23 protein-coding genes are annotated in these 24,554 nt (G+C 59.5%); 6 read left to right on the plus strand and 17 right to left on the minus strand.

Features of this window, described 5'->3' with window-relative positions; all coding sequences use genetic code 11:
* Positions 1-189: 189 nt before the first annotated feature.
* From LPA37_RS23050 to LPA37_RS23060, 3 genes are all read left to right on the plus strand, one after another.
* The gene (locus tag LPA37_RS23050; protein ID WP_407672603.1) at positions 190-720 is read left to right on the plus strand and encodes a lecithin retinol acyltransferase family protein; all 531 of its coding nucleotides are present in this window, start codon (positions 190-192) and stop codon (positions 718-720) included.
* A gap of 41 nt (positions 721-761) precedes the next feature.
* On the plus strand, positions 762-1,007 hold the full coding sequence (locus LPA37_RS23055) for a hypothetical protein (protein WP_228976062.1): 246 nt from the start codon (positions 762-764) through the stop codon (positions 1,005-1,007).
* A gap of 146 nt (positions 1,008-1,153) precedes the next feature.
* Entirely contained in the window at positions 1,154-1,600 is a 447-nt protein-coding gene (locus LPA37_RS23060; protein ID WP_229013811.1) for a hypothetical protein, read from the plus strand.
* Positions 1,601-1,640: 40 nt separating this feature from the next.
* Here LPA37_RS23060 and LPA37_RS23065 read toward each other — a convergent pair whose 3' ends face one another.
* From LPA37_RS23065 to LPA37_RS23085, 5 genes are all read right to left on the minus strand, one after another.
* Positions 1,641-3,425, minus strand: coding sequence for a chloride channel protein (locus LPA37_RS23065; protein ID WP_228976059.1), 1,785 nt, complete (start codon positions 3,423-3,425; stop codon positions 1,641-1,643).
* Between the two features lie 6 nt (positions 3,426-3,431).
* Positions 3,432-3,845, minus strand: coding sequence for a MarR family winged helix-turn-helix transcriptional regulator (locus LPA37_RS23070; RefSeq protein WP_228976057.1), 414 nt, complete (start codon positions 3,843-3,845; stop codon positions 3,432-3,434).
* Between the two features lie 77 nt (positions 3,846-3,922).
* The gene (locus LPA37_RS23075) at positions 3,923-5,083 is read right to left on the minus strand and encodes an HPP family protein (RefSeq protein WP_228976119.1); all 1,161 of its coding nucleotides are present in this window, start codon (positions 5,081-5,083) and stop codon (positions 3,923-3,925) included.
* A gap of 630 nt (positions 5,084-5,713) precedes the next feature.
* A complete protein-coding gene (locus LPA37_RS23080; protein ID WP_229013812.1) occupies positions 5,714-7,537 on the minus strand; it encodes a hypothetical protein in 1,824 nt (607 codons plus the stop codon).
* A 412-nt stretch (positions 7,538-7,949) separates the two neighbouring features.
* The gene (locus tag LPA37_RS23085) at positions 7,950-8,519 is read right to left on the minus strand and encodes a hypothetical protein (RefSeq protein ID WP_229013813.1); all 570 of its coding nucleotides are present in this window, start codon (positions 8,517-8,519) and stop codon (positions 7,950-7,952) included.
* Between the two features lie 398 nt (positions 8,520-8,917).
* Between LPA37_RS23085 and dctP the strand changes: the two genes are divergently transcribed.
* Complete coding sequence (gene dctP, locus LPA37_RS23090) at positions 8,918-9,913, plus strand: TRAP transporter substrate-binding protein DctP (protein ID WP_229013814.1); 996 nt, start codon at positions 8,918-8,920, stop codon at positions 9,911-9,913.
* 90 nt (positions 9,914-10,003) lie between these two features.
* Here the strand turns inward: dctP and LPA37_RS23095 are convergent, their stop codons facing one another.
* The 11 genes from LPA37_RS23095 to LPA37_RS23145 all read right to left on the minus strand — a co-directional run bounded on the left by LPA37_RS23095 (position 10,004) and on the right by LPA37_RS23145 (position 20,209).
* Positions 10,004-10,735, minus strand: coding sequence for an autoinducer binding domain-containing protein (locus LPA37_RS23095; RefSeq protein ID WP_229013815.1), 732 nt, complete (start codon positions 10,733-10,735; stop codon positions 10,004-10,006).
* A gap of 35 nt (positions 10,736-10,770) precedes the next feature.
* A complete protein-coding gene (locus LPA37_RS23100; RefSeq protein ID WP_229013816.1) occupies positions 10,771-11,040 on the minus strand; it encodes a hypothetical protein in 270 nt (89 codons plus the stop codon).
* Positions 11,041-11,084: 44 nt separating this feature from the next.
* Positions 11,085-13,289 carry a diguanylate cyclase domain-containing protein gene (locus LPA37_RS23105; protein ID WP_229013817.1) on the minus strand — a complete coding sequence of 735 codons (2,205 nt, stop codon included), beginning with the start codon at positions 13,287-13,289 and terminating at the stop codon, positions 11,085-11,087.
* Positions 13,290-13,401: 112 nt separating this feature from the next.
* Positions 13,402-13,704: a YciI family protein gene (locus tag LPA37_RS23110; protein WP_229013818.1), complete on the minus strand. Its 303-nt coding sequence runs from the start codon at positions 13,702-13,704 to the stop codon at positions 13,402-13,404.
* A gap of 2 nt (positions 13,705-13,706) precedes the next feature.
* Positions 13,707-14,975: an MFS transporter gene (locus LPA37_RS23115; protein WP_229013819.1), complete on the minus strand. Its 1,269-nt coding sequence runs from the start codon at positions 14,973-14,975 to the stop codon at positions 13,707-13,709.
* A gap of 11 nt (positions 14,976-14,986) precedes the next feature.
* Complete coding sequence (locus tag LPA37_RS23120) at positions 14,987-15,400, minus strand: cupin domain-containing protein (RefSeq protein WP_229013820.1); 414 nt, start codon at positions 15,398-15,400, stop codon at positions 14,987-14,989.
* A 13-nt stretch (positions 15,401-15,413) separates the two neighbouring features.
* Positions 15,414-16,079 (minus strand): DUF2848 domain-containing protein, encoded by a 666-nt coding sequence (locus LPA37_RS23125; RefSeq protein ID WP_229013821.1) that lies wholly within the window; start codon positions 16,077-16,079, stop codon positions 15,414-15,416.
* Positions 16,080-16,082: 3 nt separating this feature from the next.
* Positions 16,083-17,231 (minus strand): methionine aminotransferase, encoded by a 1,149-nt coding sequence (locus LPA37_RS23130; RefSeq protein WP_229013822.1) that lies wholly within the window; start codon positions 17,229-17,231, stop codon positions 16,083-16,085.
* A gap of 23 nt (positions 17,232-17,254) precedes the next feature.
* On the minus strand, positions 17,255-18,130 hold the full coding sequence (locus LPA37_RS23135) for a type 2 periplasmic-binding domain-containing protein (protein ID WP_229013823.1): 876 nt from the start codon (positions 18,128-18,130) through the stop codon (positions 17,255-17,257).
* Positions 18,131-18,528: 398 nt separating this feature from the next.
* Positions 18,529-19,743, minus strand: a complete 1,215-nt coding sequence (locus tag LPA37_RS23140) for an NnrS family protein (protein ID WP_229013824.1) — start codon at positions 19,741-19,743, stop codon at positions 18,529-18,531.
* A 103-nt stretch (positions 19,744-19,846) separates the two neighbouring features.
* Entirely contained in the window at positions 19,847-20,209 is a 363-nt protein-coding gene (locus tag LPA37_RS23145; protein ID WP_229013825.1) for a hypothetical protein, read from the minus strand.
* On the opposite strand from LPA37_RS23145, the gene LPA37_RS23150 reads away from it, so the two are divergent.
* Together LPA37_RS23150 and LPA37_RS23155 are read left to right on the plus strand one after the other, a co-directional pair.
* On the plus strand, positions 20,208-20,696 hold the full coding sequence (locus tag LPA37_RS23150; RefSeq protein ID WP_229013826.1) for a DUF3280 domain-containing protein: 489 nt from the start codon (positions 20,208-20,210) through the stop codon (positions 20,694-20,696). The genes LPA37_RS23145 and LPA37_RS23150 overlap by 2 nt on opposite strands.
* A 178-nt stretch (positions 20,697-20,874) precedes the next feature.
* Positions 20,875-21,984, plus strand: a complete 1,110-nt coding sequence (locus LPA37_RS23155) for a beta-propeller fold lactonase family protein (RefSeq protein ID WP_229013827.1) — start codon at positions 20,875-20,877, stop codon at positions 21,982-21,984.
* Between the two features lie 79 nt (positions 21,985-22,063).
* On the opposite strand, the gene LPA37_RS23160 is transcribed toward LPA37_RS23155, so the two are convergent.
* Positions 22,064-24,403, minus strand: a complete 2,340-nt coding sequence (locus LPA37_RS23160; protein ID WP_229013828.1) for a TonB-dependent receptor — start codon at positions 24,401-24,403, stop codon at positions 22,064-22,066.
* Between the last annotated feature and the right edge of the window lie 151 nt (positions 24,404-24,554).

A 24,554-nucleotide genomic window follows, 5' to 3' on the forward strand; every position in this document is an offset into this window, starting at 1 on the left:
CCAGAAATTGTGTCGGCCCGAGCCGCACATCCGGTGTCGTGCCGGCCTGTGCGAAAACGTGAATATCGATATAAATCAATGGTTTGTGTGGCATGGCCCGGTTGATGCGCAATACCGGTCAGAAGTGTTGGCCATCGGATGCAGGCACCGCTTGCAGCAACCAGACGAACCAGACGAATCGGGGCAGCCATGAACAGCAACCAGCAACTGACATGCAGCGAAGGATGGGGCAAGGACCCCATCGTCGTTTCGATGTCGCCGGACCTTCCGCTGCGCACGTACAGCGAACTTCCGGCCGGCGCGCATCTCGTCACGGAACGTCGCGGCTACGAACACCACGGCATCTATGTCGGTGACGGCCGGGTGGTGCACTACGCGGGTTTTGCAAACTCGACGCATCGCGGTCCGGTCGAGGAAGTCACGCTGGCGCAGTTCGCCGCCGGCCACATGGTGATGGTCCGTCCTTATCCGCACGCCCGCTACGGCAGCGAAGAAGCCGTGCGCCGCGCACGCTCGCGTCTCGGTGAAAACCGTTATCGCCTGCTCACCAACAACTGCGAACACTTCTGCGCGTGGTGCCTGCTTGGCAGGAGCCATAGCGAGCAGGTGCAGACCTGCCTCATGCATCCGCGTGCCGGTGTGCGCGCGCTCGTGTGCCTCGTCAAGGCATTCGTCGAAGGCGGCAGAAACGATGCGTATGTCGCGGCGCACGCCGCCTGACACCGCCCATGTATTCCCGAACCGGCAGAAAGGAGACCATCATGAACGCCGCAGAAAAGTCGTTGCACGAGGCCGTCGACAAATGGCTTGCGCCGACGCCCGCGATGCCCGCCCGTGTCACGCGTTTTTGCCACGGCGTGGCGCGTCGCCGCTACGTATGCGTCGAGGCGCTGCGTCCGGGCGGCCTGCTGTCGATCATTTTTTTCCGCCACGACGACGGATCATGGAACGTATTCCCGCCCGCCGCCGCCCGTCCCGCGATGGACGGCCGCCGGCTCGCGGCATGAGCGCCTGTTCCGGTCCACACTGTCAGGAAGCCGGCAGCGCGCCTGCAGCAGGCATGACGCGGGTGTGTGACACTGGTGGCTAGCGTACATACGCCTCGCGCCGTTGCGTGAGAGGGTGACGCGATAGAGGAAACGGCATCGCTACCATGAGAAAGGTCGCTGTCCATGCACTGATCGCGCTTGCCACCGGCGGCGTCATGTTCACGCCGGTCCTGTGTCGCGCCTACGAACTCGATCCGCAACTCGACTGCAAATCGAACGCGCACGACTACATCTCCCAACTGCTCAACAGCCAGTACATCGAGCCGAACCCGATGCGCGTCGAGGCCAACTCGATCAACGCGTTCCGGCCGATACGCGGCAGCAATCTCACTGCTTTCGGATTTCGCGTCTACGCCGTGCTCGGCTATGAACATGACGACGCGATCTTCAGGAAGGGGAGTGGCGAGCCGATCAGCGATTCCGCTTACGGCGTCGTGGTGAACGGTCCCGCTGAAACCGTGGAGTCGCGGGTGCGCGAAGCGGGCAGCGGGGCCATCGTCAAACAGGTGGTCCCGCTTCTGGTCACCGCGATCCTGTGTGACGGGCGATAACGGCGGCGGTGCGCTGGCGTGCCGCCGTGCGATGCGAGGGTCAGGAGTGGCGCTTGCCGAAGCGCGGGCGCAGACGGCGAAAGCGCTCCCGCTTGTGTTCCTCTTCAAAATGCGCGATCGACGGCTTGACGAGATCGCTGCGCGACACGATGCCGACGAGGCGCCGGCTATCCATGTCCGTCACCACCGCGAGCCGTTCCAGACCGTGTACCGCGAGCCGCGTCGCGACGAGACGGCAGGTTTCGTCGGCCAGCGCGAACACCGCTGAATGCATGTGCAGCACGTCCGCGAGCGTCTGGCTGGATGCGGCGTCGGTGTCGGCGCCGGCGGCGCGCACGCTTTCGAGCATCGCGCGGTCCACCACGCCCAGCACCGCGCCGTCTTCGACCACGGGATACGCACGGCGCGTCTGCGTCTCGCCGAACCACGCGGCGAGGGCGTCGCGCACGGTGAGTTTTGCATCGATGGCGTCGACCGTGCGCGTCATGACTTCGTCGACATAATGACGTTCGAGCGGATCGACGCCGTACTCACGATAGATGTGATAGCCGCGACGCGCGATTTTCTCGGTCATGATCGAGCGTTTCATGACGACCGTGGCGAAACCGTGCGCCACCAGCGTCGCCGCGAGCAGCGGCAGCAACGCGTTGGCGTCATGCGTCAGGCCGAACGCGAAGACGATCGCCGTCAGCGGTGCGCCCAGCGTGGCGCCGAGCGTTGCCGCCATGCAGATGAGCGGCCACAGCGCCGGTTCGCTTCCGGGCAGCACGTGGCCGAGCACGACGCCGAGTCCCGCGCCCAGCATGAGCAGCGGAGCCAGCACGCCGCCCGAGGTGCCCGAGCCCAGCGCCACGACCCAGATGACCGCCTTCACGATCAGGATCGCCAGCGCGATCTGGAGGGCGATGTGCTGGTGCAGCAGGTCGCCGATCACGTCATAGCCGACGCCGAGCGCGCGAGGTTCGATAAATCCGCCGATACCGACGACGAGGCCGCCGAGCGCGGGCCACCACATCCAGTGAACGGGCAGCTTGCCGAACAGGTCTTCGGTCTTGTAAAGCGCCGCGGAAAGACCGGTCGCTAGCGCGCCCGACAGCAGGCCCGCGACCACGCACGAGACGAGCGACCAGGCATCCGGCGCCGCGGTATTGAGCGGAAAGAGCGGGCCGGTGCCGAAGAACGCGGCACGCGCGAAACCCGCCACGGCGCACGCGAGCGCGACGGGCAGAAAGCTGCGCGGGCGCCATTCGAACAGCAGCAGCTCGACGGCAAGCAGGACAGCCGCGACGGGCGTGCCGAACACCGCCGTCATGCCGGCCGCCGCGCCCGCGACCAGCAGCGTCTTGCGCTCAGCCGAAGTGACCTTCACGCACTGCGCGAGCAGCGAGCCCAGCGCGCCACCCGTCATGATGATCGGGCCTTCCGCGCCGAACGGGCCGCCGCTGCCGATCACGATGCCCGACGACAGGGGCTTGAGGATCGCCACTTTCGGCGACATGCGGCTCTTGCCGAAGAGAATCGCCTCGATGGCTTCGGGAATGCCGTGGCCGCGGATTTTCTCGGAGCCGAAACGCGCCATCAATCCGACGATCAGGCCGCCCACCGCCGGAATCACGATGACCCACGCACCGAGCGTATTGAGCGCCGGCGAACGGTCCGCAAACGAAAAACTACCGAAGAAGAACAGATTCGTGAACAGATGGATCAGGTTCAGCAGCACGAAGGCCGCGAACGTGCTGAGCGCGCCGATGACGGCTGCCAGTGCGGAAATGCCGGGCAGTCGTGAGTTGGTTGAAAAATCCCGCTTGTGTGTATCGTGTTGCATGGTGGTTTACAGATCAATTTGAGGAATCGTGAGGGCACCCTTGAGCGAGCGGAGTTCGGCGCGGTGCAACTCGGCAAGACGCGCAAGCACTCGTTCACCGGCCTTCAGCAGATGAACTTCCACCTGGCGCCGGTCGGTTTCGCTGACTTTGCGTGCCACCAGCTCCAGCGCCTCGCACCGCGAGACCAGTGCGACCACGCTATGGTGTTGCGCCTGCAGGCGCTCGGCCAGCTCGCCGATGGTCGCCCAGTCGCGCTCCGGGTAGCCCTTGATATGAAGCAGCAGCAGATACTGCAGCGGCGTGATGCCTTCGCCCTGTGCAGCCCGCTCGGAAAAACGCTCGAAGCGCCGCATCTGGTAACGAAACTCCGACAGCTGCTCGAAGTCCGGCTTCGTCAGCCCGCGCGTGATTACTTTCATTCGGGAATGGCCTGTCTGTGAAGCAGATTAAACGGCGAATATATCGCAATATGATACTGATTCAGCCGTTCGGAAAGTCATGCGACGAGGCGTTGCTGAACCTGCGTCTGCTTGTACAAGCCGGAAATCAGGTCTGCCTGCGTGATGATGCCGGCGAGCTGGCGTGTCGCGTCCAGCACGGGGATGTGATGGTGTCCGTGGTCCGCGAAAAGCGGCACCAGGTCGCCGATCGGCGTGCTGGCCTCCACGACGCACACGTTCTTGCTCATCAAGGTGTCGACGGTCGTTTCGGGGTTCGGCGCGCGGGTGAACCAGCGCGCGGACAGGCTTTCGGTCGGGTTTTTCCGCGCGCCCGTCGGGTTGCCCGACAGATCGGCGCGGGTGACGATGCCAACCACGTGCCGGGTTGCATCGGTGACCGGGAGCGCCTTGATGCCGTGGCGCGTGAGCAGGTTCAGCGCCGCTTTGACCGTGGTGGATGGTGCAACGCTGACCACGCCTTTCGACATCACGTCCGCACAGGTGGTCCCGCTGAAGGTGCGCGCGTAGGTGCGCATCTCGGCTTCGTGCAGCAGCGATTCCAGGTCGTCCGGATCGATGGCGAGCAGTTCGCCGCGCCGGTTGATAACCGCTTCAAGATCCGCGCGCGTGACGCCGCCGCGCGGCTCGCTGCGGCCTGCCGCCGCGCCCGACGACGCGTGTGCGGCATGGGGATAGCGGTGCCCGGTGATCGCGTGCCAGACGAGCGCGGCGCACAGCAGCGCGGCCGACTGCATCGCGATCGGCGCGAACACGAAACCAAACCCGAGCGCATGGACGGCCGGGCCGCCCAGCACCGCGGTCAGCGCGACCGCGCCCGAGGGCGGGTGCACGCAGCGCAGCGCGAACATCGCGCAGATCGCGAGCGCGATCGCGAGCGACGAGGCGAGGACCGGATCGGCGATCCAGTGCGCGCAGAACACGCCGACCGTCGCCGAAACCAGATTGCCGCCGATGAGCGACCATGGCTGCGCGAGCGGGCTCGACGGCACGGCGAACAGCAGCACGGCGGATGCGCCCATCGGCGCCACCAGCAGAGGAATGAGCGCGAGGGGCCCGACGAGGAAATGCGTGAGTACCCCGGTGAAGCCGATGCCGATCAGCGCGCCGAGGCACGCACGGACCCGTTCCGGCCAGCGGACGGTGAGGGCGGCGGGGGCGAAGCGGGCAAGCCACGAGAGCGTGGAGGATGCGGACAGCGTATTGGTGAGGTTCGGACGGAGCACGGCCTGGCGGGTCGGGTGAAAAGTGCCGTCACCATAAGCGAAACCTTCGATTAAGGGAAAGAACTTATTCTCATGAATGTATGCTGCTGTGATATAAATTGGGGTTCGCCCAAGCAGGAAGTGGCTTGGGTTTTGGGCTGGAAGCCCTATAAATGCGGGGTAGTTGCTGTGGGGGACGCCGGATGCGCGCCTCGGACACATCTCACGGTGTGATATATCTCGGCATGAAAACCCCGGGATGGCTTGAGCTGGCCGCCGGAAGTTGGGCAGTTTGATGGAGCGCGGGTTGCGTCGATGAGACGTGCTGCCTGGTTCTTTTGGGATCGTTACCGGCGTCCAGAATTGAGTCATCGTCCCAACCCGACACACAGCCGCTCGCGAGGGCGTGGACCGTAACCGACCCTCTCCGGCCCTTGGAAGCCGCGAGGTCCGAACGGCTGCTCTCGCCAGGCAACGGACTGACGTGGCTCGTATTCGGCCATATGGCGAGTTCGGCGCCAACCGAATACAGCCGGCACCGCAAGTCTGGAGGCGAGCTAGTTACGTCTTCAATAATGAGAGACGTGCGCCGGGGAAAAGTGACACCCTCCCTTACGTAACCAGTCAAACAACATTCAAAAGCGGATTCGTATCTGAAAAAAAGATACAAGCGAAATTTTTTGGTGTTAGCGTCCCCTCTTTTTCATCATCAAGAGATTTTAGATAAGTTTTTTCAGCCGCGGACAAGGCTTTTAATATAGCATTAATCGTTGTTTTTCCTCCCATTATACTGGTCATGCGCGTGACCGAATTCAGAAGTATGTCCAAATAGGAATGCAGGTTCTCAACCAAAACGTCGAGATCCCCATGCGATGTCGCACTATGCATTAGAGTATTACGGGTTATATATATCCGCCGAATTTGCCACTCTAATCGTTTCCGGTGTCTAAGAAGCTCCTCCTTAGCCTTCCCTCGCGTCGAGAAATTTTCGAACAAGGAAAACATCCTGTATCGCAACAATGGAGAAACAGATGGCAGCTTTAAAAGTTCATCGAGCTTGCCGGAAAACTCAGGGCATACGATAAGCGCCGCGACTCTTTTATCAAAGACATCGCCACAAGGCAGGCTATTTATAATGTCGGCAGCTTGCGCGCCAGCATTTTTCACGCCCGTCACAACATACCTGAATTTCTTTTCTGCATAGACCAGTATCTGGGACGGCAAGATATGATCGAGCACCGAGCCAATTCTGGGGCTCTCATCGATGGGTTGAGGTACGAAGCCCTCCAATGCGGCCCATAAGTCGATGAGCTGATTCTCAAGAGAACTTGAATCTAACGCCTCCTTATGAAATCGAAGGGCGGAAATCAAAGATTTTTTTGAAGAATCTGATAGATTTCCAATGGCGGATATCAGATCCTTCGTTTTAGTTTGATCGGTGACCGTGAGGGTTTGGCGAGTCTGGCCGCGTAACATAACATTGGTGGGGCGCCTAATTCGCAACTCTTTCCCAGACTCCACGTCTTTAATTAGACAATCGTGCGCGAAATACGCTATCGGGGAGTGATTTAAAAACTGATAGATAGAGTTATTTGCGTTAATTGACGTAAAAAAACTTTCGCGAGCACTAAAAGCATCGCAGGCCTCAATATCGGTACGAAGCGCGTACATATTAAGGCCGCCTTGTTCGTGAGATGTACCATCAGCCAATTCGAGCAAGGAAAGATTGTCAAATCCGTTTGGCTTCTTACTGAATTCCAACCGGCTAGACCGCCCCGCCTCTTCCGGTAGATTCAGTCTGCATCGGGTTATGCCTGTATATTTTTTTCGCTCACCAGTAAATTTAGAAAAGAATTCCGAGATGACCGTCTTGACGTCGATTTCATCTTGCTTCGAAAGTTTTGCCGCGAGACAGGTCTTTGATATATGTCGTATATATTCGCGACTGTAACCATGCGACTGGAGCTGGACAACAAGACTATCGCTCACCGCCGAAATTTTTTTCTTTTCCTTCTGCGAAATAATTACATTCAACAAAAGATCTTGAGCGAAAATCATATAATTCGATAACAAGCCGATTGCGCCGGCTAAAGAGTCAGCGGCTTCAAGTATCAAACGGGGCTTATTTTCCGAAACAGCATCCTTGACTTCGTCGACCATGCGAAGCAATACGTTTTTGTTGTGCATTGTCTGGATGACGTAGTCGCTTCTAATGCTGTCAGCAAGCTCCTCTAGGAGTGGACTAAGAGCTTGCGCTTTCTGAGTCGTTGCGTAAGTGTGTCGGAGTAGCCGCTCCAATTCCCGCGCGCGCCCTGGCGTGTTCAGCGCCGATACCTTGAAAGAATCGTCAGTGGAGTGAGCTAGAAGCTCGCGCATCCGCTCGGAGAAGAAAATGAGGCCTTCGAGCGCGTCTTTGTTGTGTGCGTTGTTCACGCGAACGGTTTTCATGTCAATCCCCGGTATTTGTAGGCATGTAGTCGCAGGCGAAAGCCTATCTTACTGTCTGGAGCCAGGGAAGTTTTGTAGGCTACCGATAGCGAAAGATCGTTCCGACTGTGTACGAGTAGCGGAGGCAAGGACGTCCGAAGATTGTTGTAGATTTGACGTTTAGATGGCGACCGAAGAGCACGATCGAGTGGCCGAAGATGGCCGGCTAACGCCCGACGACCGAGCGCGCGATCGCCGTGGGCACGGCCTCGTATGCACATCTATGTGCAACGAAGGAGGATCTTCATTTTTCCTCTAGATCATCAGTCCTGGACCGATTGGCATACTGGAGTCACTGCAGGTTGATTCGTTACGATAAAACGTGCACATCGTTTCGCTATCGCAATTGTCGTTACCATACCGGGGGTTCGGATCACTTATCGATGCGGAATTCGACTTCAGGCGTTTTTCCTTCCCGTGTATGCGCGTGCATTTCGAAAAATTTACCTCGCAACCCGGACATCATGTCCTCGCCGATCTCCCGCTGCAGGACCCCTGTGTGGAAGCCCGCCCAGACAAACAGCGGTGAGGCTGCCATGACATATGTTTGGCATGAAAGTGCTTTGCCACGATACCGCTCATGAAACACGGTAATTAAACTTCCCTCCGCAGATATCTTGCCGAGTTTCCTGACGTCGTCGAACATCGCCGCTTTCCCGCGTGGCGCGTACTTCAGTTCAACAATGCTTATTACTTTTGTTGCCGAACAGATAGCAAAATCAGGTCTAACTTTGCTTTTTTCGGCAGTCTTCTCTCCAAGTGTGATTAAAGGTTCTACAAACACACGAACCTTCGGAAAATGCTCCGAAAAACTTGCTTGCAGTTCAGACCACAAAATTGCCTGGAGCGCGCGTTCCGAATTCACAAAACCGCGATCGTATTTGTCGACTGTTTTACACCATGCTTCTTTCAATGCGCTTCGCAGCTTCGGTCGATTTGTCACGAATATGCTCGCTCTTATGTTGCAATTTTAAGAAATCGTCCCCGTCCGGTGCAAAGATGTCCGATAGGGATCGACGGTCTCGCATCGAGTTGACGTCAATCCCGATGTTAACGGCACTGAAACTGGCAACTTTAAGATTATCGCAACGGGTCAGTATTGGCATAGCGACAAGGGCAGGTGGCCGAATTTGAACGAGCTAAAGTCGGAAGTGCGCGGCACCTATACCACAAGTTTCGCGATAATTGCAGGGGGGCGGATTATCGCGGCCTTCGTGTGATAGTGCCTTTTCGCCGGCGCAGGTGCTATCGCTAAAAACATGACCTGACCGCCGATCTGTTCATATTTCGCAAGAGGGATGCGCGTTGCGTCGGTTTACCAGAATGATTAGTGGTACAGGCATGGCGTTGTTATTGGTTGCGAGTGTGGCGCCTTCCGTGTTTGCCGCCAACAATGCGGACACATGGAACATCACGACTTCGTACCCTCCCGACACTGTGTCGGGTCATGGTATCGCGACCTTTGCTTCCGAACTTGCACGAGCAACGAATGGCAACCTCGTGGCCCAAACGCATTTCGGCACGCCGCTGCCTTCTGACGTACTCGACGCGTTGAAAGACGGTCGGTTTGACGTGGCCTCCGTGTTCGCCAGCTCGTTGATTCCCGTTGACTCGGTCTTTGCCCTCTCTACCCTGCCTTTCGAGATCAGTTCGATTGACGAAGCCAGGCAGTTGGCGTGCATGGCGCGCGAGCAATACGAAAAATCACTCGGCGCTGCCGGCCTGCACCTGCTTTTCGTCACGCCGTGGCCACCAACAGGTATCTGGTCGAAGCAGGCATTAGAGACGCTCGATGACTTCGAGGGACTTCGTCTACGTGCTTACGACAAGGCGTCCGCAGGCGTTTTCACCATGCTCGGCGCAAAGGCGGTGGCAAGCTCGGCGAGCGAGATGCAGAGTCGAGTTGAAAGCGGCCAGCTTGACGCGGTGCTGTCCTCGGGCGACGGCGAGGTTGGCCGGGCTTTTGCTCCACATCTGCCAAATTTCACCGCGGTGTCGTACGCTTATCCGCTGTCGTTTGTCGTGGTAAGCAGAAGCCGCTTCAATGCCCTCTCACCTGAAATCCGGGCCGCCGTACAAAAAGCGGCAACTGAGACAGAGCGTCTGGAGTGGAAAGCGCTTCCTGAACGCGTCAAAGCCAATTACGCTGCCATGGTACGTGCCGGTATCGATGTACACGAATCCGTCGGTGCGGCCCTTCGTCTCGCGATGCATGCCGCGGGTGCCGCACGCACGACCAGCTGGCTTGAGCAGGCGCCGTCCGACGCACGCGCACTGCTGGTCCGTTCGTCTCGGGAAGATGCCGAGGACTCCTGCGGCACATCGATCGCCCGATAACGTTTCGAGCGGATCCCCAACGGGGCGGCGCCGCATTAGGGGGAACTCTCCCGCACCGGTTGCGTCGCGGAATAACAGTGCCGAAGCGACTTACAGCAAATCGTTCTGTTGAGCTAGACGCGCGGCCTCGTTAATCCGGTTTGTGCCCATTTTCTCGTTTATCCGTGAGTACATGGAATAGATGCTCGCGACCGAGAGCCCCATGCTCTTCGCCACCTCTTGTGCGGGTTCCGCTATCAGCACAAGCCGAAGTGCAATCAGGTCGCGTTCATCGAGTTCAAACTTGGCGACCATCAAGTTGCGCCGCGCCATCATGCGTACATCCAGAAGCGTCATCGCAATTGCGCGCAAGAGCGCCTGCCATTCAAACAGTCGCGCTTCCCCCCCATCTTCAACTTCGACTTCGCTCGCGACATGTAAGACGCCAAGGAGCGATGTCGCGCGGGAATGTGCAGGGACGATCAGGTTGCTCCGAAACCCGTATTGACGGGCCGTGGTGCGCATAGCACGTTGGCCTGCGCTGGTTATCTGGATGCTACTGCCGAGCGCTGGCATCGCATTGACCCGTGCGTACTGAAGATATGGGTCATTGCTGTACCAGTGGCGGTGCTGATAGATCTGAATCCACTCCGGGTTGCATCCAACGAGGAAGCGATAATCGGTCGTGGGTCCGTTCGTGTCCACCCGGAAGGAACTGAAGATAAACGAGGGAACCTGAAGCCGCGAGAAAATGGCTCTGAGCCGCGGATGAAGTTCTATGTCGTCTCTGCACTCACCTAGCACATTGATTGCGGCCAGCACCTCCCCGATACTCGCTTGCATTCCCTCCACAACCTCTCAGAAAATATTAGGTTCGCTCATTCTTCTTGGCTTACAAGCTGACGAATTTTCTCTTGAATGGCACTATAGTGCCGTTCCAACTGCGCGAAATACGGGTCTGCAGTCAGATAGTCGTACACGGCGGCGTGCGCATCCACCAAAACGGAGTGGATGAAGGATGTGCCATCCGCCTGAATAAGCTCCCGTTCGAGGAGGATCAGTGCTTCACATACCAGCAGTCTCACGCTTACGCGCTCGCGTCCGACCGCGACTTCGGCCGCGTAAATAACAGTTTCCCGATTTTTCACTTACTGCGTCAGCCATGAGTTTTACTCACATAAGCATACCTTCTTCAAGGGCCCGCAACCTGTCTCAATAATTGAAAGGCCGCGTTTGCGTCGAGATGAGCGCCGAAGGACTCTAGTACCGATACCGACGAGCTGGGAGCTACCTTTGCAGATAGCTCGTCCGATTCCAGCATAACTGTCCGGCCTGAATGTGTTACGCACCCGACCGCCGAGGCCAATATATCAGCCGAACATGACTGGGGTCCGATTACCACACCCCGGATCGGACTATTCTTGAGTAACTCAAACGCGCCAAAGCCACCCGAGAAGGTGCCAAGCATCAGGCGCACGCCTGTGCTGGCAAGTGCAACGGCGCGTTCTGCCGCGAGGACGGGCTCGTCAAAAAACGCGATTTCCGGGACTTCCAGCACGAATTCGTCTGGCACAAATTCAAACCTCCGCACGAGTTCGCGGACGATGAGGGCGCAGTCGACGTTGAGAAACTGTTCTTTGTCCAGCGGATAGCTAAGTCGTGTGGGCTCAGCCCCATCTTCGCGCCAGCTCGAGAGGGTGAGGCAGATCTGAACAAGGGCGAACTCAGTTATCGGCCCAAGTAGCCCATTTTCTTCGTTGATTGACAGGGAGGAGTTCACGGGCACCAGGTTGCCGTTCTCCTCCAGGACGGCAACTTCGACACGAAAACCTCCCACACTCTTGCTGTGCGTCTCACGGACGGGGTAAAAGGCAAGCCGGAGACTTCCGTCGCTTAACGCGATGCGCAAGCGTTGCTCGTTTTCAACCGCCAGACGCCCGCTCTCGCGCATCTCGTTTGAATAGTATCGCCAGTTCGTCTTGTGCGTACTCACCATCTGCGCCTTGGCGGCGTACATCGCCTCGTCGGCCTCGCGAATAAGCGTCGAAACGCCATCCTCACTGCGTGCACGTATCGAGACTCCAATGCTTGCCCGGATATTGAAGACGTTTCCGCGCAACGTGACCGCCGCCTCAAATATGGCGATAATCGCATCTATCACCTTGTGTGTCGCAGGATAGACGTCTGCATCGCTATCATCAGGCGTCACAATCACGAGAAATTCATCACCGCCAAACCGGCCGATAGTGTAAGGCAACAGCCCTTGCCGAAGTCGCACGGAAATTTTCTTCAACAACTGGTCACCGGCTTCGTGGCCGAGCGTGTCGTTAACCTGTTTAAGATTGCCAAGGTCGATGTAGACGACAGCGAGGCGGTTCAGGCATGACTGCCTTGCCATTTCCTCGTTTAACCGCGCGAGTAGCCCATAGCGGTTCCACAGAGCCGTGAGTGCATCGGTCTCGGAGAGGACTCGAAGCCGGTCGCGACTCTTGAAGAGGCGATGTACGAGTACCGATATCGCGATCACGAACATCGCGAAAAAGAACGATAGCAAGGCGGTGCTCGTGAGATACACCGATTTCATGTTGTTAAAGGCCGTCAGCGAATCCGAACGACGAAGGGACACCTCGACGTGAAGCGGATAGCCCGGCACGGTACGCTGCGCAGTTATCTGATCCACAAGTTTCCTAGTGGGTTCTCGACTATCGCGACTTTTCGCCTGCTTGCCTGTTGCTTCCTCCTCGACCCCGTCATCGGAGAGCTTCGAGCCGTCCTGTAGGAAGACAGCCGCCGAGCCGTTCTCCCCGAGCGCAGCGACATCAGTAAATCCGCGTGTGAGGTAGCGTCGGTCCTCGGAGACGACTACCACACCCGCGAAGTTACCGTTCTTTGTCTCCAGCCGACGCGTCAGTTGAATTGTCCATTTCCCGGAGACTCGGCCGAGCACCGGTTTGCTGATATAGAGTCCAGGTACATCAGGCGTCCGATGGACCGCAAAGTGCTGGCGGTCAGTAATGTAAACGCCGCCGGCGTAAGGGATAGTGCTTTGTAGAATACGTCCGGCGGGGTCGACAATCGAGACTTGGGCGGCAGTTTCTCTCGTGAAAAACCCCGCGTCTTGCAGCGCCTTTAGGTTGACTGACGCTGGGTCCCTTTCAAACTGAAGTTTCACCACGAGCGCGATGACATCCACATCGTGAATCGTGGTCTCCGTGTGCTGGACCAGAGCATCAGCTAAAACATCTGCCTTGGACTGAGCCGCCTGTAACACCTCCACCCTTTCCGTAGATAGCCGGGTCAACACGCCAATCCAGACGGCGGCGAGTACGAGCACGCCCACGGCTGGAATCAGGATAACGCTTCGAAACCGGCGTTTTACGGGAGGGTTTGTGGACATGTCGCCAATCGTTCGGTGCGGGCTCTGGCGATTGTACAAGAATGCGCCGAGCTATTCTGGTGAGAAGCGCCCCACCGCAAAGGGGCGTCTTCCGGGCACAGGCTAAAGCGCGTCAACGAGGCTCGGGAAAGCCCTTGCGCTGCCGCCATAGGTTGAGGAACGGCCGGATACTGACACTCGCATAAAGCCCTGCGACCGTGTACGGCTCCGCCTTGATAAAAGCGTTCGCCTCCTCGACAGTCTCAAAATCGAGCACAAGCAAGCTACCAACCGGAGTCACCCCGTCTTCCGCCAGCAGCGGCCCCGCGAAGGCGAACTGTTCTGCGAATTTCGCGAGGTATTCGCGGTGTGCTGGGCGTAGCGTCGCTCTCAGGTCTGTGCCTGGCGCGTCGATGTTATAGAAAGAGTAAAGCATCGTTATATGGCCCTCTCTACGTAAATGTTTTTTCCTCGCGTTTCGACCAGACACATCCCGGCAAGCAGACCGACTCCGGATACCGCCGCCAGTAGTGCGATGGAGTAAGTCATCCCTTGCATACCAAACCGGTCTATCAGAGAACCAATCAGCGGCTGCAGGATCGCCGCAGCCATGAACATGCTGGTATTCGTGACTCCGATAGCCATGCCCGCCGAATTTGGATCGTTCACCTCTTTGGCGATGGCCCAGATGAGAGTGTAACTGGTGGAGGCCATACCTTGAATCGCGAATACGACATAGCTCTCGCCAGAGAACGCGTTCATCGGACCCAACATGGGCATCCACGAGACGAGATAAACCGCTCCGAGGATCAGCAGGAGCCCCTTGCGGTTACCCAGCCGATCGGACGCCCGCCCCAAGAAGAGCGCCGTAACCGAATGACAAAGAATCATGACCAGGACATGCATGGACGCCTCGCCCTTGCTCAGACCGATAAATTTGACCAGATACGGTACTGCCCATAGGCTGGTGAATGCGAAGAACGTCCCGCAGATGCCAAATCCCACCCAAAAGCACGGCCACGTACGTGCGTTCGTAACGACATCGCGCAACTGCCGGACCCACGACGGCCGGGAATGCGGAGGAACGCTGGGTTGACCGTCCGGATGCGGCAGTCCAAGGTCGGCGGGCTTGTCCCGCACGAACACCGCGATGAGCGCTCCGGCTACGAGGGTAAGACCGCCGATGCCGCCAATGACGACGCGCCAGCTAACGATCTGCGACATCATCTGTAGCGGCGCAGTCGACAATATTGATCCCAGGTTACCAAAGAGCAGGGTAAGTCCGCTCAGCGTCGCAAACTGCCGGGCTGAAAACCACGACGCGTTCAATCGCAGCAACGCGACAAACGGGACGGCGGCGCCGAGACCAATGAGCCCACGTCCGACGCACGCGACTTCGACCGTGTGAGCGCTCGCGAAGACGAAAGCGCCGAGTGCCGCCGTCACGCAGCCGACCACCAGTATCCGCCGCGGCCCCAAGGTATCGGCAATAACGCCGGTCGGAATCTGCATGGCCATCACGGCAAAGAAGAAAACTGCCGTGATGGATCCGAGTTCCGTGCTGGTGGCGGAAAATGCCTTTTGTAGCTCAATCGATAGTGCTGCAGGTGCAACTCGATGAAAGAACGACACCATGTATGCCACAATCGTGAGCCAGAATGCTGTCCACTGTGCGAGTCGTAGTCTTCGTTGGGCGTTTGCTTCCATAGGAGAGCCTTTCACGCCGCCACCGCAGCCGGTACCGCCGTTGCAATAGCGTGCTCTTTCACGTAGTAGTGGATTTCGAGGAGCATGCAGCCGTTTTCCGACTTGAACGGGCCATGAAACGCGCCAGGGGGGCGGCATGCATATGTGTTCGGACCAAACGGTATCCCGCCTTGCCCATTCGCATCGTTACCAACCGTCAGGTCACCCTGCACGAGGTAGACTTCTTCCCAGTACGCGTGCACAAACGGTGCGGTCGTGTAAATGCCCGCTGCGAAGCGAAGCAGTCGGGTTCTGCAGCCGGTGCTGGTTTCCGGGGAAAGGGAGCCACAAAGAACTTTCTCCTCAATTCCTTGCGGATAGCCCGGGGGCACGCTCCAGCCTTCATTCAGGTCCAGCGAGACAAACTCAAGATGCGGCTTCAGCATTGATGTTCTCCTATTAAAGAACTTTGAGTTGATATTCACAGGCAAGAGTGCGACCCAGTACCGGGTCGTGCAGTTCGACGCGGAAGAACTCGGCTCCAGTCATGGTGCCCTTGACGGGCACGGTGCCTCCGAAAAGGACGCTGCCGTGCTCGAATGGCACCTCCAGCCTTGAGAGCAATTCCCGCGGGTGCAACAACTCGGCTACAGACCCTTCCTGATATAGCCGCTCGATGCCATCCGTTGTGGCGAAGCTGCGCAGGATCAATTGGTCCCAATGATCCTCCACTTCATCGAATCGCCAGCAGTCACCACTCAAGGGCTTTGCGCAGACCTGTTTGGAAAGCGCCACGTCATGTGTCTCGAGCGCCCGGTCAGTGTGGTCTGAGCCGACCGCGACGTACAGTTGGCCGTCTGTGTTAAAAAGGCAAAACTCCGCCTCGCCGCTTGAGCTTGCCCCGATGGCCTCGATGACCGGTTCAGTCGTGAGCAGGGCGCGAGCCACGCGATAAAGCGTCGGAATCTGTTTAGGCGGCGCAACGCCGATCGCCGCGAGTTCATCGATGTGGTGTTGAACGGCCTCCGGATTCCGGCCGGTCCATCCGGCAATGGTGAGAGCCTTCGCGACCAGTTGTATCGTGCGACTACGGTCGCCCTGTTCGGTGAATTTGTGTACGTTCATGGTTTAGATTGTGCGGAGAATGGCGGTGGCCGCGTCGAGCGTTTCTTCTTTCTTGGCAAAACAGAACCGCAGGAGCTTCGACTTCGCATACTGATAGCCGAACCCGGACATCGGCAGCCCGGCAACACCGTGGCACTCGATGAGATGGTTGGCAAACTCCGTATCCGGAAGCTCGGATATCGCCGAATAGTCGAGCATCTGGAAATAGCCGCCGCCGGTTGGCATGAAGCTGAAGCGCGAGCTACCCAATCCCTCAAGAAAGCGATTACGCTTCTGAAGAAAGAGTTGCGGCAAATCGCAATACGCCGCGTCATCCAGTACGGCAGCCATAGCTTGCTGCAGCGGCGTGGGCGCAGCGTACGTGTTGAACTGGAGAACCTTGCGGATTTCGTTAGTCAAGGCGGTCGCAGCGATCGCGTATCCGATTCTCCAGCCGGTAACGTGCATTGTTTTGCCGAGCGAGCCCACCACAACAGTTCTCTCGCGCAGTCGTTCATCCGACATTGCCGTAATGTGCTGTTGTGGGGCAAAGACGATGTTGTGATAGACCTCGTCGCTCAGCACGAGAAGGTTGTACTGGTCAGCGATCCGCGCAAGCCTGTCCACATCGACCGCCGTCCAGCACCGCCCAGTCGGGTTGTGTGGGCTATTCACGACAATCATCCGCGTGTGCGTCGTCACGCTCTTTTCGACTTCATCCCAGTCGATTTCGAACGTCGGAGCCCTGAGCTCCACGCACACCGGAACGCCGCCAGCGAGAAGAATCGTGGGTGCGTACGATTCGAACGCAGGCGATAAGAAAATTACTTCTTCTCCAGCGTGAACGAGACTGCTGATCGCCGCCGAGATGGCCTGCGTCGCTCCAGCAGTGATCGTGATTCGGGTCTCCGCGGAGAACTCGAGTCCGTAGAGGTTTTGAAACATGCGCGCGATGGACTGACGCAATGTTTCAGAGCCTTCAGGAAGGCCGTACTGGTTATGATTGCCCTGGACCGCCTCGGAAAGCGCTTCCAGCAGCCGTTGGTCAGGAGCGAAATCCGGAAACCCCTGCGATAGGTTCACCGCACCGTACTTCTTTGCCGCGCGGGCCATCGTTGCAAAGATGGAACCCTTAATGTGCGGAAGCCTTGAATCAGAGACAATCGACGACACGGTCGCACTCCTTTTATAAGTTCTCAGGCAATCGGTACGAGTACGTCGGCCAAGGCATGCTCCGCAATCAGGCGCCGTCGTACCAGCTCCATCTTTTTCTCCAGCAATTCCATGACGTCTCCGGGAAGACTGCGTCTCACCCGTATGCCGCGGTCCTGTATTGCCCGTAGATTTTTTTCTTCTCGAACGGTCTGTCGCGCCCAGTACCGGAACTGGACTTCCCTTCCGGCCCATTTCAGGGTCCGCTGTCCACGCATCGATAGCGCCCGGAAAGTCACATCCTTGACAATGAGAAAGCACAAAGGCGTGCTGTAGGCGACGGGCAGGTAGTGTCCGAAGTGACTGGCCAGAAGATCCCCCGCAGCTCCGTCTCCCGAGGACAGGACCGCGTCAAATGCTCCCGCTTCGAGCGCGGCGCGTAACCGGGAAAATGGCAAATTAGTTGCGGCACAGCCAATCGACGAGAAGACTTCACGCGACAAAGCGTCGTACGACCTAATACGCAATCCTACGAGGCTCGCTGCGCTATCAATCTCCCGTGAAGACCACATGCCCGTCGGCGGCATGGGCACGGTAGCAAGCAGGCGAAACCCTTCGCGATGCAGACAGTCGTCGAAGATACGTTGAAAACGCTTTGCGTCCTGCTCGGATTCATGTCCCTTCTTACCCCGCGGTATAGCGGCAAGCTCAAACTCTTTTGCATGCTCCAACAAGGACGCGCCGAATACAGTCCCGCCGAGTGCAGTTGCGTCTGTAGCAAAGAGCGACTGGTTTGATTCGAAATGCGATTCGACTCTCAGGTCAGATCCGTCGGCGTCATTCACCAGTTCAGCGAGAACTCCCATTGCTTCGCCGGGCAAGGCCTCCCGGGGGTACTCCGTTGCGAATATCAAGCGCATATCTTTTCCTGAGGGTGTCGGCTCACATTGCTTCGTGTGCTTCGCAGGTTTACCGTTCGCCCCGAAGTTTAGGGACAGGTCCCCAAGAAATCACCGCATCCAATTCCCATTGACAATCAATTGCCGAACTGGCAGAAGACTAGGCAATGATTAGGTGATTCCCCGCCAATCGTGAACGGACCCGCACCCATGGCTCGAACAGGTGATTGGTCATTGTTTCGGAGGTGCTCGCAAACCATGTTCGGTGGCGGGCGATTCACTCTCCGTGTTTCTGTCATCGCGCGTAGCTGCGATGCGAGGCGCCGCCATTCCTGCCCAACTCAACCATTCATCGTCTAACGCCCGCGCCGCCCGCACACCGAAAGCGACGTGCAATGCCTAAGCGAAACAGACCACACTTAACCAGGCTTGCCGTCCGCACGCGGACGGCACAGCGGCAGCGCGTACGCGACGACATAGATGCCGAAGCCCACGATCCAGCAAAGGCCGGCCGCCGTGATCCAGAACAGGAAGAACTGCGGCGCGACGAGCGGTCCGAATACCCGCAGCGCGGAGCCTGCCATGACGAGCGTATAGCTCGCGATATCACGGCCGTCTGCGGTGAGCGGCTTGCCGGTGTGTCCGCGCGCGGTGCGCGTGATCATCGCGATGATCGCGCCGCCGATGGCGCCCGCCGTGAACGCATGCATGGCCAGCGTATGCGGCACGACGCCGAATGCGCTCAGCACGAGCAGCGCGAAGCCGACCGGAATCCACGCATAAGCGAGATGCAGGATCAACAGGATCGGCGGACGACGTACCGCGTACGAACGCCACATGACCAGCCGCGCGACGTGCGCCGCGCACGCAAGCGCCGCGAGCGTGGCAACGACGAACGGGCCCGCTTGCACCGCGTCCGCGAGCAGCGCCAGCAGCGTGAGCGGCGGCACGGCGAGATCGACCGGCCGCCAGCGGCGCGACACGAAACCTGGAATGGCGTTGGCGGTGAACATCGGCACGACGCGTCCGGTGATCACGCTCACGAGCAGCACGATAATGCCCACTGAGGCCATCACGCAGCGCAGCGCGAAATCCACTTCGCCGTGTAGCATGAAGTAATGAAAGAGCGCGTTCAGCAGCCCGAAAAGCAGCAGCACCGGCACGAGAAAATAGTTGCGCCGGTTGCCTGCGCGATGCAGCGTGCGTAGCAGCAACAGCGCGGTGGCCGGCAGGAACAGGCTGTCGATCACGGCCGCGGGCACGGCCGGCCCGCTCCATACCAGCACGCGCGCCACGAGCCATGTAGCGACGAGCAGCGCGAGCGCGAAGCCGCGCGCGGTCGGCATGCCGGTCCACGCACGCACCGCGGTCAGCAGAAAACCCGCGATGATCGCGGCGGCGAAGCCGAACACCATCTCGTGTGCGTGCCATGCGACCGGATCGAGCTTTATCAGGTAGCCGCCGGACAGCGGCACGCCGCGCAGCACCAGCAGCCATAGCGCGAGCGCCACCGCCGCACACGCGGCACCACCCAGATAGAGCGGCCGGAAGCCCAGATTGAAGAGTGCGAAGCGATGCGACGGCTGCCGCCCGGGCGGCGCGACGAAGGTCTGGCCTGGCTCTGAGATTTTCATACGCGTCCCGCGTGATCAGGTTTGCTGCGCGAACGCAGCGTGTCGCACTGCGCGACAACGGGCGGACAAGGTGTCACGCGTCCTGCCGGGACACAGGCCCTCGTCATGCTTCGAGGGTGCCGGACAGGCGCTCAGGATGCCCGCAAACCAGTATGCGACGCACACGCGCGGATTTCATCGCAGGGGCGCGAAAAATCATCGGGATTGTTCTGTCGAGTGGCGGCAGGTAGCTGATTTTGTTCAGGAATATGCATGACGACACGCGTGTGGCAATAGCGCGCACGCCATGCCATGCAGCGGGTTGCTCCATTCCTGCTTCATCGCACGCTTTTTGCATGGAGCCAGGTATATCGCCGTACATGCCGTCCTCGAGGAGATGCGCCATCGTGACCCGTTTGCCTGAAGCACCGCGCCTGACCTGGAAAATCCACGTCGTCGCAGCATTGATATGCGTCTGCGTGGCCATGCCACCTGTCGAGTCGCTCGCGCAGCCCGCCAGTGCGCGAGAGACGATCGCGATCCCGGACTGCACGCTGATCGACGACAACGCCGCCTACAACGACGCCGACGTGACCCGCGTCCAGCAGTTGCGCGTCACGATGATCAGCGGCCAGTTGCGCGATGCGCTGCGTGAACGCGGCCTCTACCGCGTCGCGGACAACGCGCCCGCCGCCGCGCTGATCGCGTCGTTGCAGTCCATGCAGAACCTCAACGCGTGCAACGGATGCGAGCGCGAAGTGGGGCGCCGGCTGAACGCCGGGCGCGTCGGTCTGTGCTGGGTGCAGAAAGTCAGCAACCTGATCCTGAACATCAACCTGCGTATCGAAGACGTGGCGAGCGGCGCGACGGTCTTCCAGCGCTCCGTCGACATACGCGGCAATACCGATCTGTCGTGGCAGCGCGGCGTGAACGCGCTGGTCGATCTGCTGGCGCAGGAGCAGAAGCAGAAGTAGCGGGCCACGCCCGGGATCATGCCGTCCGGCTGTGCCAGGGCCGTGGCCGCGCGGAATTCGGGAAATTCTCCTGCCCCGTCGCATTGCCAGACAAAGGGCGGATGGGCTAACTTGAGGTTCGGGCTTCAAATCAGACAAACCCCGAGGACCGCACGTCAATAGACTGCTGGAGACAATCATGCGTTTCACAAAAACCACGGTACATCTCGCACTTTTATCCGCGTTTGGGGCGATCGCATCGGGCGCCGGCATCGCGCGCGCGGCGACCCCCCTGGCGTACGTGACGAGCGAGACCGCTGGCGTCGGCGTCATCGATCTCGACCAGATGACGCTCTCGAACACGATCTCGCTCGGCGACGACGGTCCACGCGGGCTCAGCCTGACCGCGGACGGCAAGCATCTGCTGGTCGCCAACAAGAAGACCGGCGATCTCGCGGAAATCAACACCGCGACCGGCAAGGTCGAGCGGCGCGCGAAGATCGGCAAGAACCCGGAGTTCGTGCGCGTGCATCGCGGCTTCGCCTACGTGACGTATGAGCCTGGCGAAAGCGGACCGCCGCCTGGCGTGCCGGGCGCCGCAAACGCAGCGGGTGCATCGCGCGGGGGCGAGCAGCACGGACAGGGCGGCAAGGACGACGACGATGCGAACTCGCCGCCCGCCGAAATCGCGATCGTCGATCTGAAGACGCTGAAAGTGGTGCGCTCGGTGAAGAGCGGTCATGAAACGGAAGGCGTCGAGTTTTCGCCGGACGGCAAGCTGCTGCTCGTGACGAACGAAGGTGACGATACCGTTTCGGTGTACCGCGTCGGCAGTGGTACGCCGGTGCGGGAGGTGAAGATGCCCAAGGGCTCGCGGCCACGCGGCATCCGCGCTTCGCCGGATGGCAGGCAGTATGTCGTCACGCTCGAGAACACCAACAAGTTTGTCGTGCTCGACAGCGGAAGCATGAAAATCGTGAAGACGGTCGATACGAAACTCGGCCCTTACGGCGTCGGCTTCGATCCGTCGGGAAAACATCTGCTGGTGGCGGCGGCGCGTGACAAGACGCTGCAGGTGTTCGATGCGAAGACGTACGAGCACATCAGCGACGCGCCCGTGGGTCAACGTTGCTGGCACTTCAGCTTCACGCCGGACGGCTCGAAGCTGCTGCTCGCGTGCGGCCGTTCGAACGCGGTGTACGTGCTGGACGCTTCGAACTATCAGACCGTCAAGCAGATCGGCGATCTGCCGCTCGCGTGGGGCATCGTCACGTATCCGGCCAGTTCAGGTTCGATCGAATCGCATTGAGCGCTCACTGAAATTGAAATGACTGACCTGAAGGCCGCGACATCCTCGCGGCCTTTTACATTCGCCGTTACCGTTCGCTTCAATTCCACGCGTACCGCATTCCAACCCAGAAGCCGCGAGGCGCGCCGAGACCGAGAAACTGCTCGTTGACCGGATTCGCGCCGTCGAACGTGTGATTCGGTCCGTTGAAGAAATTCTCGCCGACGATACCGAACGTCGAATACTTCTTGTTGAGCAGGTTCTTGATGCTGCCGAAAATCTGCAGCTGCTTCGTGACGTTGTACGTCGTATCGAGGTCGATCAGGAAATAGCCGGGAATCTTGCCGTTCACATCCTGGTTGTCCTCGTCGCCGCGCGCGAAGATGCTGCCGCGATACGACAGGTTCGTGCCGATGTTCCACTTCGCGAACGGCGAATAGTCGATGCGCAGCTTGATGGTATTGGCGGGAATGCCGGGAATCTTGTCGCCGGATTTGACGGTGATGTTGCCGTCGGCGTCGGCGCTGGAGTTGCTCACACTGTTCTCCGTCCACGTCGAGCGATACGTTGCATCGACGTAGCTGTAGCTCGCGCTAAAGCCGACAGGGCCGTATTGCGTGCGGCCCGCGAGTTCAAGCCCCTGTCTGCGTGTCTTGCCGACGTTCTGGAAAAAGCCCAGCGTGCTCGCGGCGCCATTGCTGCTGACGAACTGGATGTCGTTGTCGAGCGTCGTGCTGTAGATCGCCGCGCTCCATGACGTCGCGCTGCCGATGCGTCCGCGCGCGCCAACCTCGAAGGTCTTCGAGACGACCGGCTTGAGGTCCGGGTCCGCGATGAAATCGTTTGGCAGCGAGCAGGGCGAGGCCGGATCGGCGCAGGCCAGCTCGATCGCCGTTGGCGAGCGCATGCCCTCGTTATACGTCGCATACGCCGTGAAATACGATGTCGGGTTCCAGTTGATGCCCACCGCCGGATTGAAGCGCGAGAACGTATGGTTGCCGTCGAGCAGCGGCTGGATGCCGCTTTCGTCGCCGATCACGGCTTTCGCCCAGTTGTAGCGTCCGGCGAGCGTCATCGACCACTGCTCGTTGAACGCCAGCGTGTTCTCGAAGTAGACGCCGAACGTCTGGTTGCGCGTCTTCGCGTCGGTCTGCGGCTCGAAACCGCCGATGCCCACGGTCGCACGGGTGTCGGTGAAGAACGCATCCTGCGACTGCTGCGTGAAATGCGAGTTCGCGAAATCGGCGGCGGCGCCCAGCACGAGCTGGTTATCCATGCCCGCCAGCCGGTTCAGCAACGTGAGTTGCAGGCTGGCGCCGTAGCTGTCGGTGATGATCACCGACTGGTCGTTGGTCGCCTGGATCGTGTCGACGTCGCCGTCGTCGTCGATGCTGCCGAAGTCATCGTTGACGTTGCTGCTGATATTCGTGTTGCGATAGTGCCGGTAATAGACGTTGCCGCTCAGTTCGACGTTCGGCGTGAAATAGTGCTCGCCGGACAGCGTCAGGTAGCCGACGCTGTTGTCGTTGGTATCCGGATACGTATACGCCTGGCTGCGGTTGTCGAGGAACGATTTCGGAATGGTCTGCGAGCCGTTGAGCATGTTGTCGGCGCCGCCCATCGACAGCGAAATCGTGTTGTCGGAATCGTGGTAACGCAGCTTGCCGAACGCCTGGCGCAACTGGCTCGAATTGTGGTCGGCCCAGCCGTTGTCGTTCGTGACGTTGGCCGTGAAGTAATAGTCGAGGTTCGAGCCGATCGCGCCGCCCTGTTCGATCTGCGCGATCTTGCGGCCAAACGAGCCGAAGCTGACTTCAGCGTTGCCGCCGGGGTTCGTGTTGCCGTTCCTGGTGGTGACCGCGATGGCGCCGCCGAGCGTGTTCAACCCGAAGCTCGGGTTCGAGCCGGGAATCAGCTGGATCGTATTGATCGCGGCCTGCGGGATCAGATCCCAGTTCACCACGTCGCCGAACGGTTCGTTGATGCGCACGCCGTCGAGAAACACCGACAGCCCCTGCGGTGTTCCCAGCAGCGGCGACGCGGTAAACCCGCGATAGTTGATGTCGGCCTGCGACGGGTTGCCCTGCGCGTCGGAGATGTCGACGCCGGGCAGGTTCGCGGAGAAGTAATCGGCGAGCGTGACCGGGTGCTGCTTTTCGATCTCGCGTCCGCGTACGGTCTGCACGTTCGCCGGTACCCGTTCGAGCGGCGTGCCGACACCGACGAGCGGCGTGGTGCCGATCACGAGGATCGGCGGCAGTTCCTGCACGGCGGCCTGCGTCGCGGAAGACGCGGCCGCGGGCGCTGCCGGACTGCTCGACGCGTCCTGCGCCGCGGCGGCGACGCTCACGCTGGCCAGCGCACTGCCAAAGCACAGACGCAGCGCAGCACGGGGTTTGAACGGATGCGCCCGGGGCAGCTTGTGCGGCATGCTCTTCATCGTCGTCCCCTGTCGACCAGAGTTGGCGCTTTAGCGCCTTACTCTGGTCCCATGCAAGTTGTTGCGGTCGACCAGAGTTGGCGCTTTAGCGCCTTACTCTGGTCCCATGCAAGTTGTTGCGGTCGACCAGAGTTGGCGCTTTAGCGCCTTA

It is taken from the genome of Paraburkholderia gardini, assembly GCF_907164545.1.
In the GTDB taxonomy this organism is placed as follows: Bacteria; Pseudomonadota; Gammaproteobacteria; order Burkholderiales; family Burkholderiaceae; genus Paraburkholderia; species Paraburkholderia gardini.

Excerpts from the sequence above, each read along its gene's own strand:
- LPA37_RS23050 (WP_407672603.1), top strand. The coding sequence starts at position 190 with ATGAACAGCAACCAGCAACTGACATGCAGCGAAGGATGGGGCAAGGAC.
- LPA37_RS23055 (WP_228976062.1), top strand. The coding sequence starts at position 762 with ATGAACGCCGCAGAAAAGTCGTTGCACGAGGCCGTCGACAAATGGCTT.
- LPA37_RS23060 (WP_229013811.1), top strand. The coding sequence starts at position 1,154 with ATGAGAAAGGTCGCTGTCCATGCACTGATCGCGCTTGCCACCGGCGGC.
- LPA37_RS23065 (WP_228976059.1), bottom strand. The coding sequence starts at position 3,425 with ATGCAACACGATACACACAAGCGGGATTTTTCAACCAACTCACGACTG.
- LPA37_RS23070 (WP_228976057.1), bottom strand. The coding sequence starts at position 3,845 with ATGAAAGTAATCACGCGCGGGCTGACGAAGCCGGACTTCGAGCAGCTG.
- LPA37_RS23080 (WP_229013812.1), bottom strand. The coding sequence starts at position 7,537 with ATGAAAACCGTTCGCGTGAACAACGCACACAACAAAGACGCGCTCGAA.
- dctP (WP_229013814.1), top strand. The coding sequence starts at position 8,918 with ATGGCGTTGTTATTGGTTGCGAGTGTGGCGCCTTCCGTGTTTGCCGCC.
- LPA37_RS23095 (WP_229013815.1), bottom strand. The coding sequence starts at position 10,735 with ATGCAAGCGAGTATCGGGGAGGTGCTGGCCGCAATCAATGTGCTAGGT.
- LPA37_RS23105 (WP_229013817.1), bottom strand. The coding sequence starts at position 13,289 with ATGTCCACAAACCCTCCCGTAAAACGCCGGTTTCGAAGCGTTATCCTG.
- LPA37_RS23110 (WP_229013818.1), bottom strand. The coding sequence starts at position 13,704 with ATGCTTTACTCTTTCTATAACATCGACGCGCCAGGCACAGACCTGAGA.
- LPA37_RS23115 (WP_229013819.1), bottom strand. The coding sequence starts at position 14,975 with ATGGAAGCAAACGCCCAACGAAGACTACGACTCGCACAGTGGACAGCA.
- LPA37_RS23120 (WP_229013820.1), bottom strand. The coding sequence starts at position 15,400 with ATGCTGAAGCCGCATCTTGAGTTTGTCTCGCTGGACCTGAATGAAGGC.
- LPA37_RS23125 (WP_229013821.1), bottom strand. The coding sequence starts at position 16,079 with ATGAACGTACACAAATTCACCGAACAGGGCGACCGTAGTCGCACGATA.
- LPA37_RS23135 (WP_229013823.1), bottom strand. The coding sequence starts at position 18,130 with ATGCGCTTGATATTCGCAACGGAGTACCCCCGGGAGGCCTTGCCCGGC.
- LPA37_RS23140 (WP_229013824.1), bottom strand. The coding sequence starts at position 19,743 with ATGAAAATCTCAGAGCCAGGCCAGACCTTCGTCGCGCCGCCCGGGCGG.
- LPA37_RS23150 (WP_229013826.1), top strand. The coding sequence starts at position 20,208 with ATGCCACCTGTCGAGTCGCTCGCGCAGCCCGCCAGTGCGCGAGAGACG.
- LPA37_RS23145 (WP_229013825.1), bottom strand. The coding sequence starts at position 20,209 with ATGGCCACGCAGACGCATATCAATGCTGCGACGACGTGGATTTTCCAG.
- LPA37_RS23155 (WP_229013827.1), top strand. The coding sequence starts at position 20,875 with ATGCGTTTCACAAAAACCACGGTACATCTCGCACTTTTATCCGCGTTT.
- LPA37_RS23160 (WP_229013828.1), bottom strand. The coding sequence starts at position 24,403 with ATGAAGAGCATGCCGCACAAGCTGCCCCGGGCGCATCCGTTCAAACCC.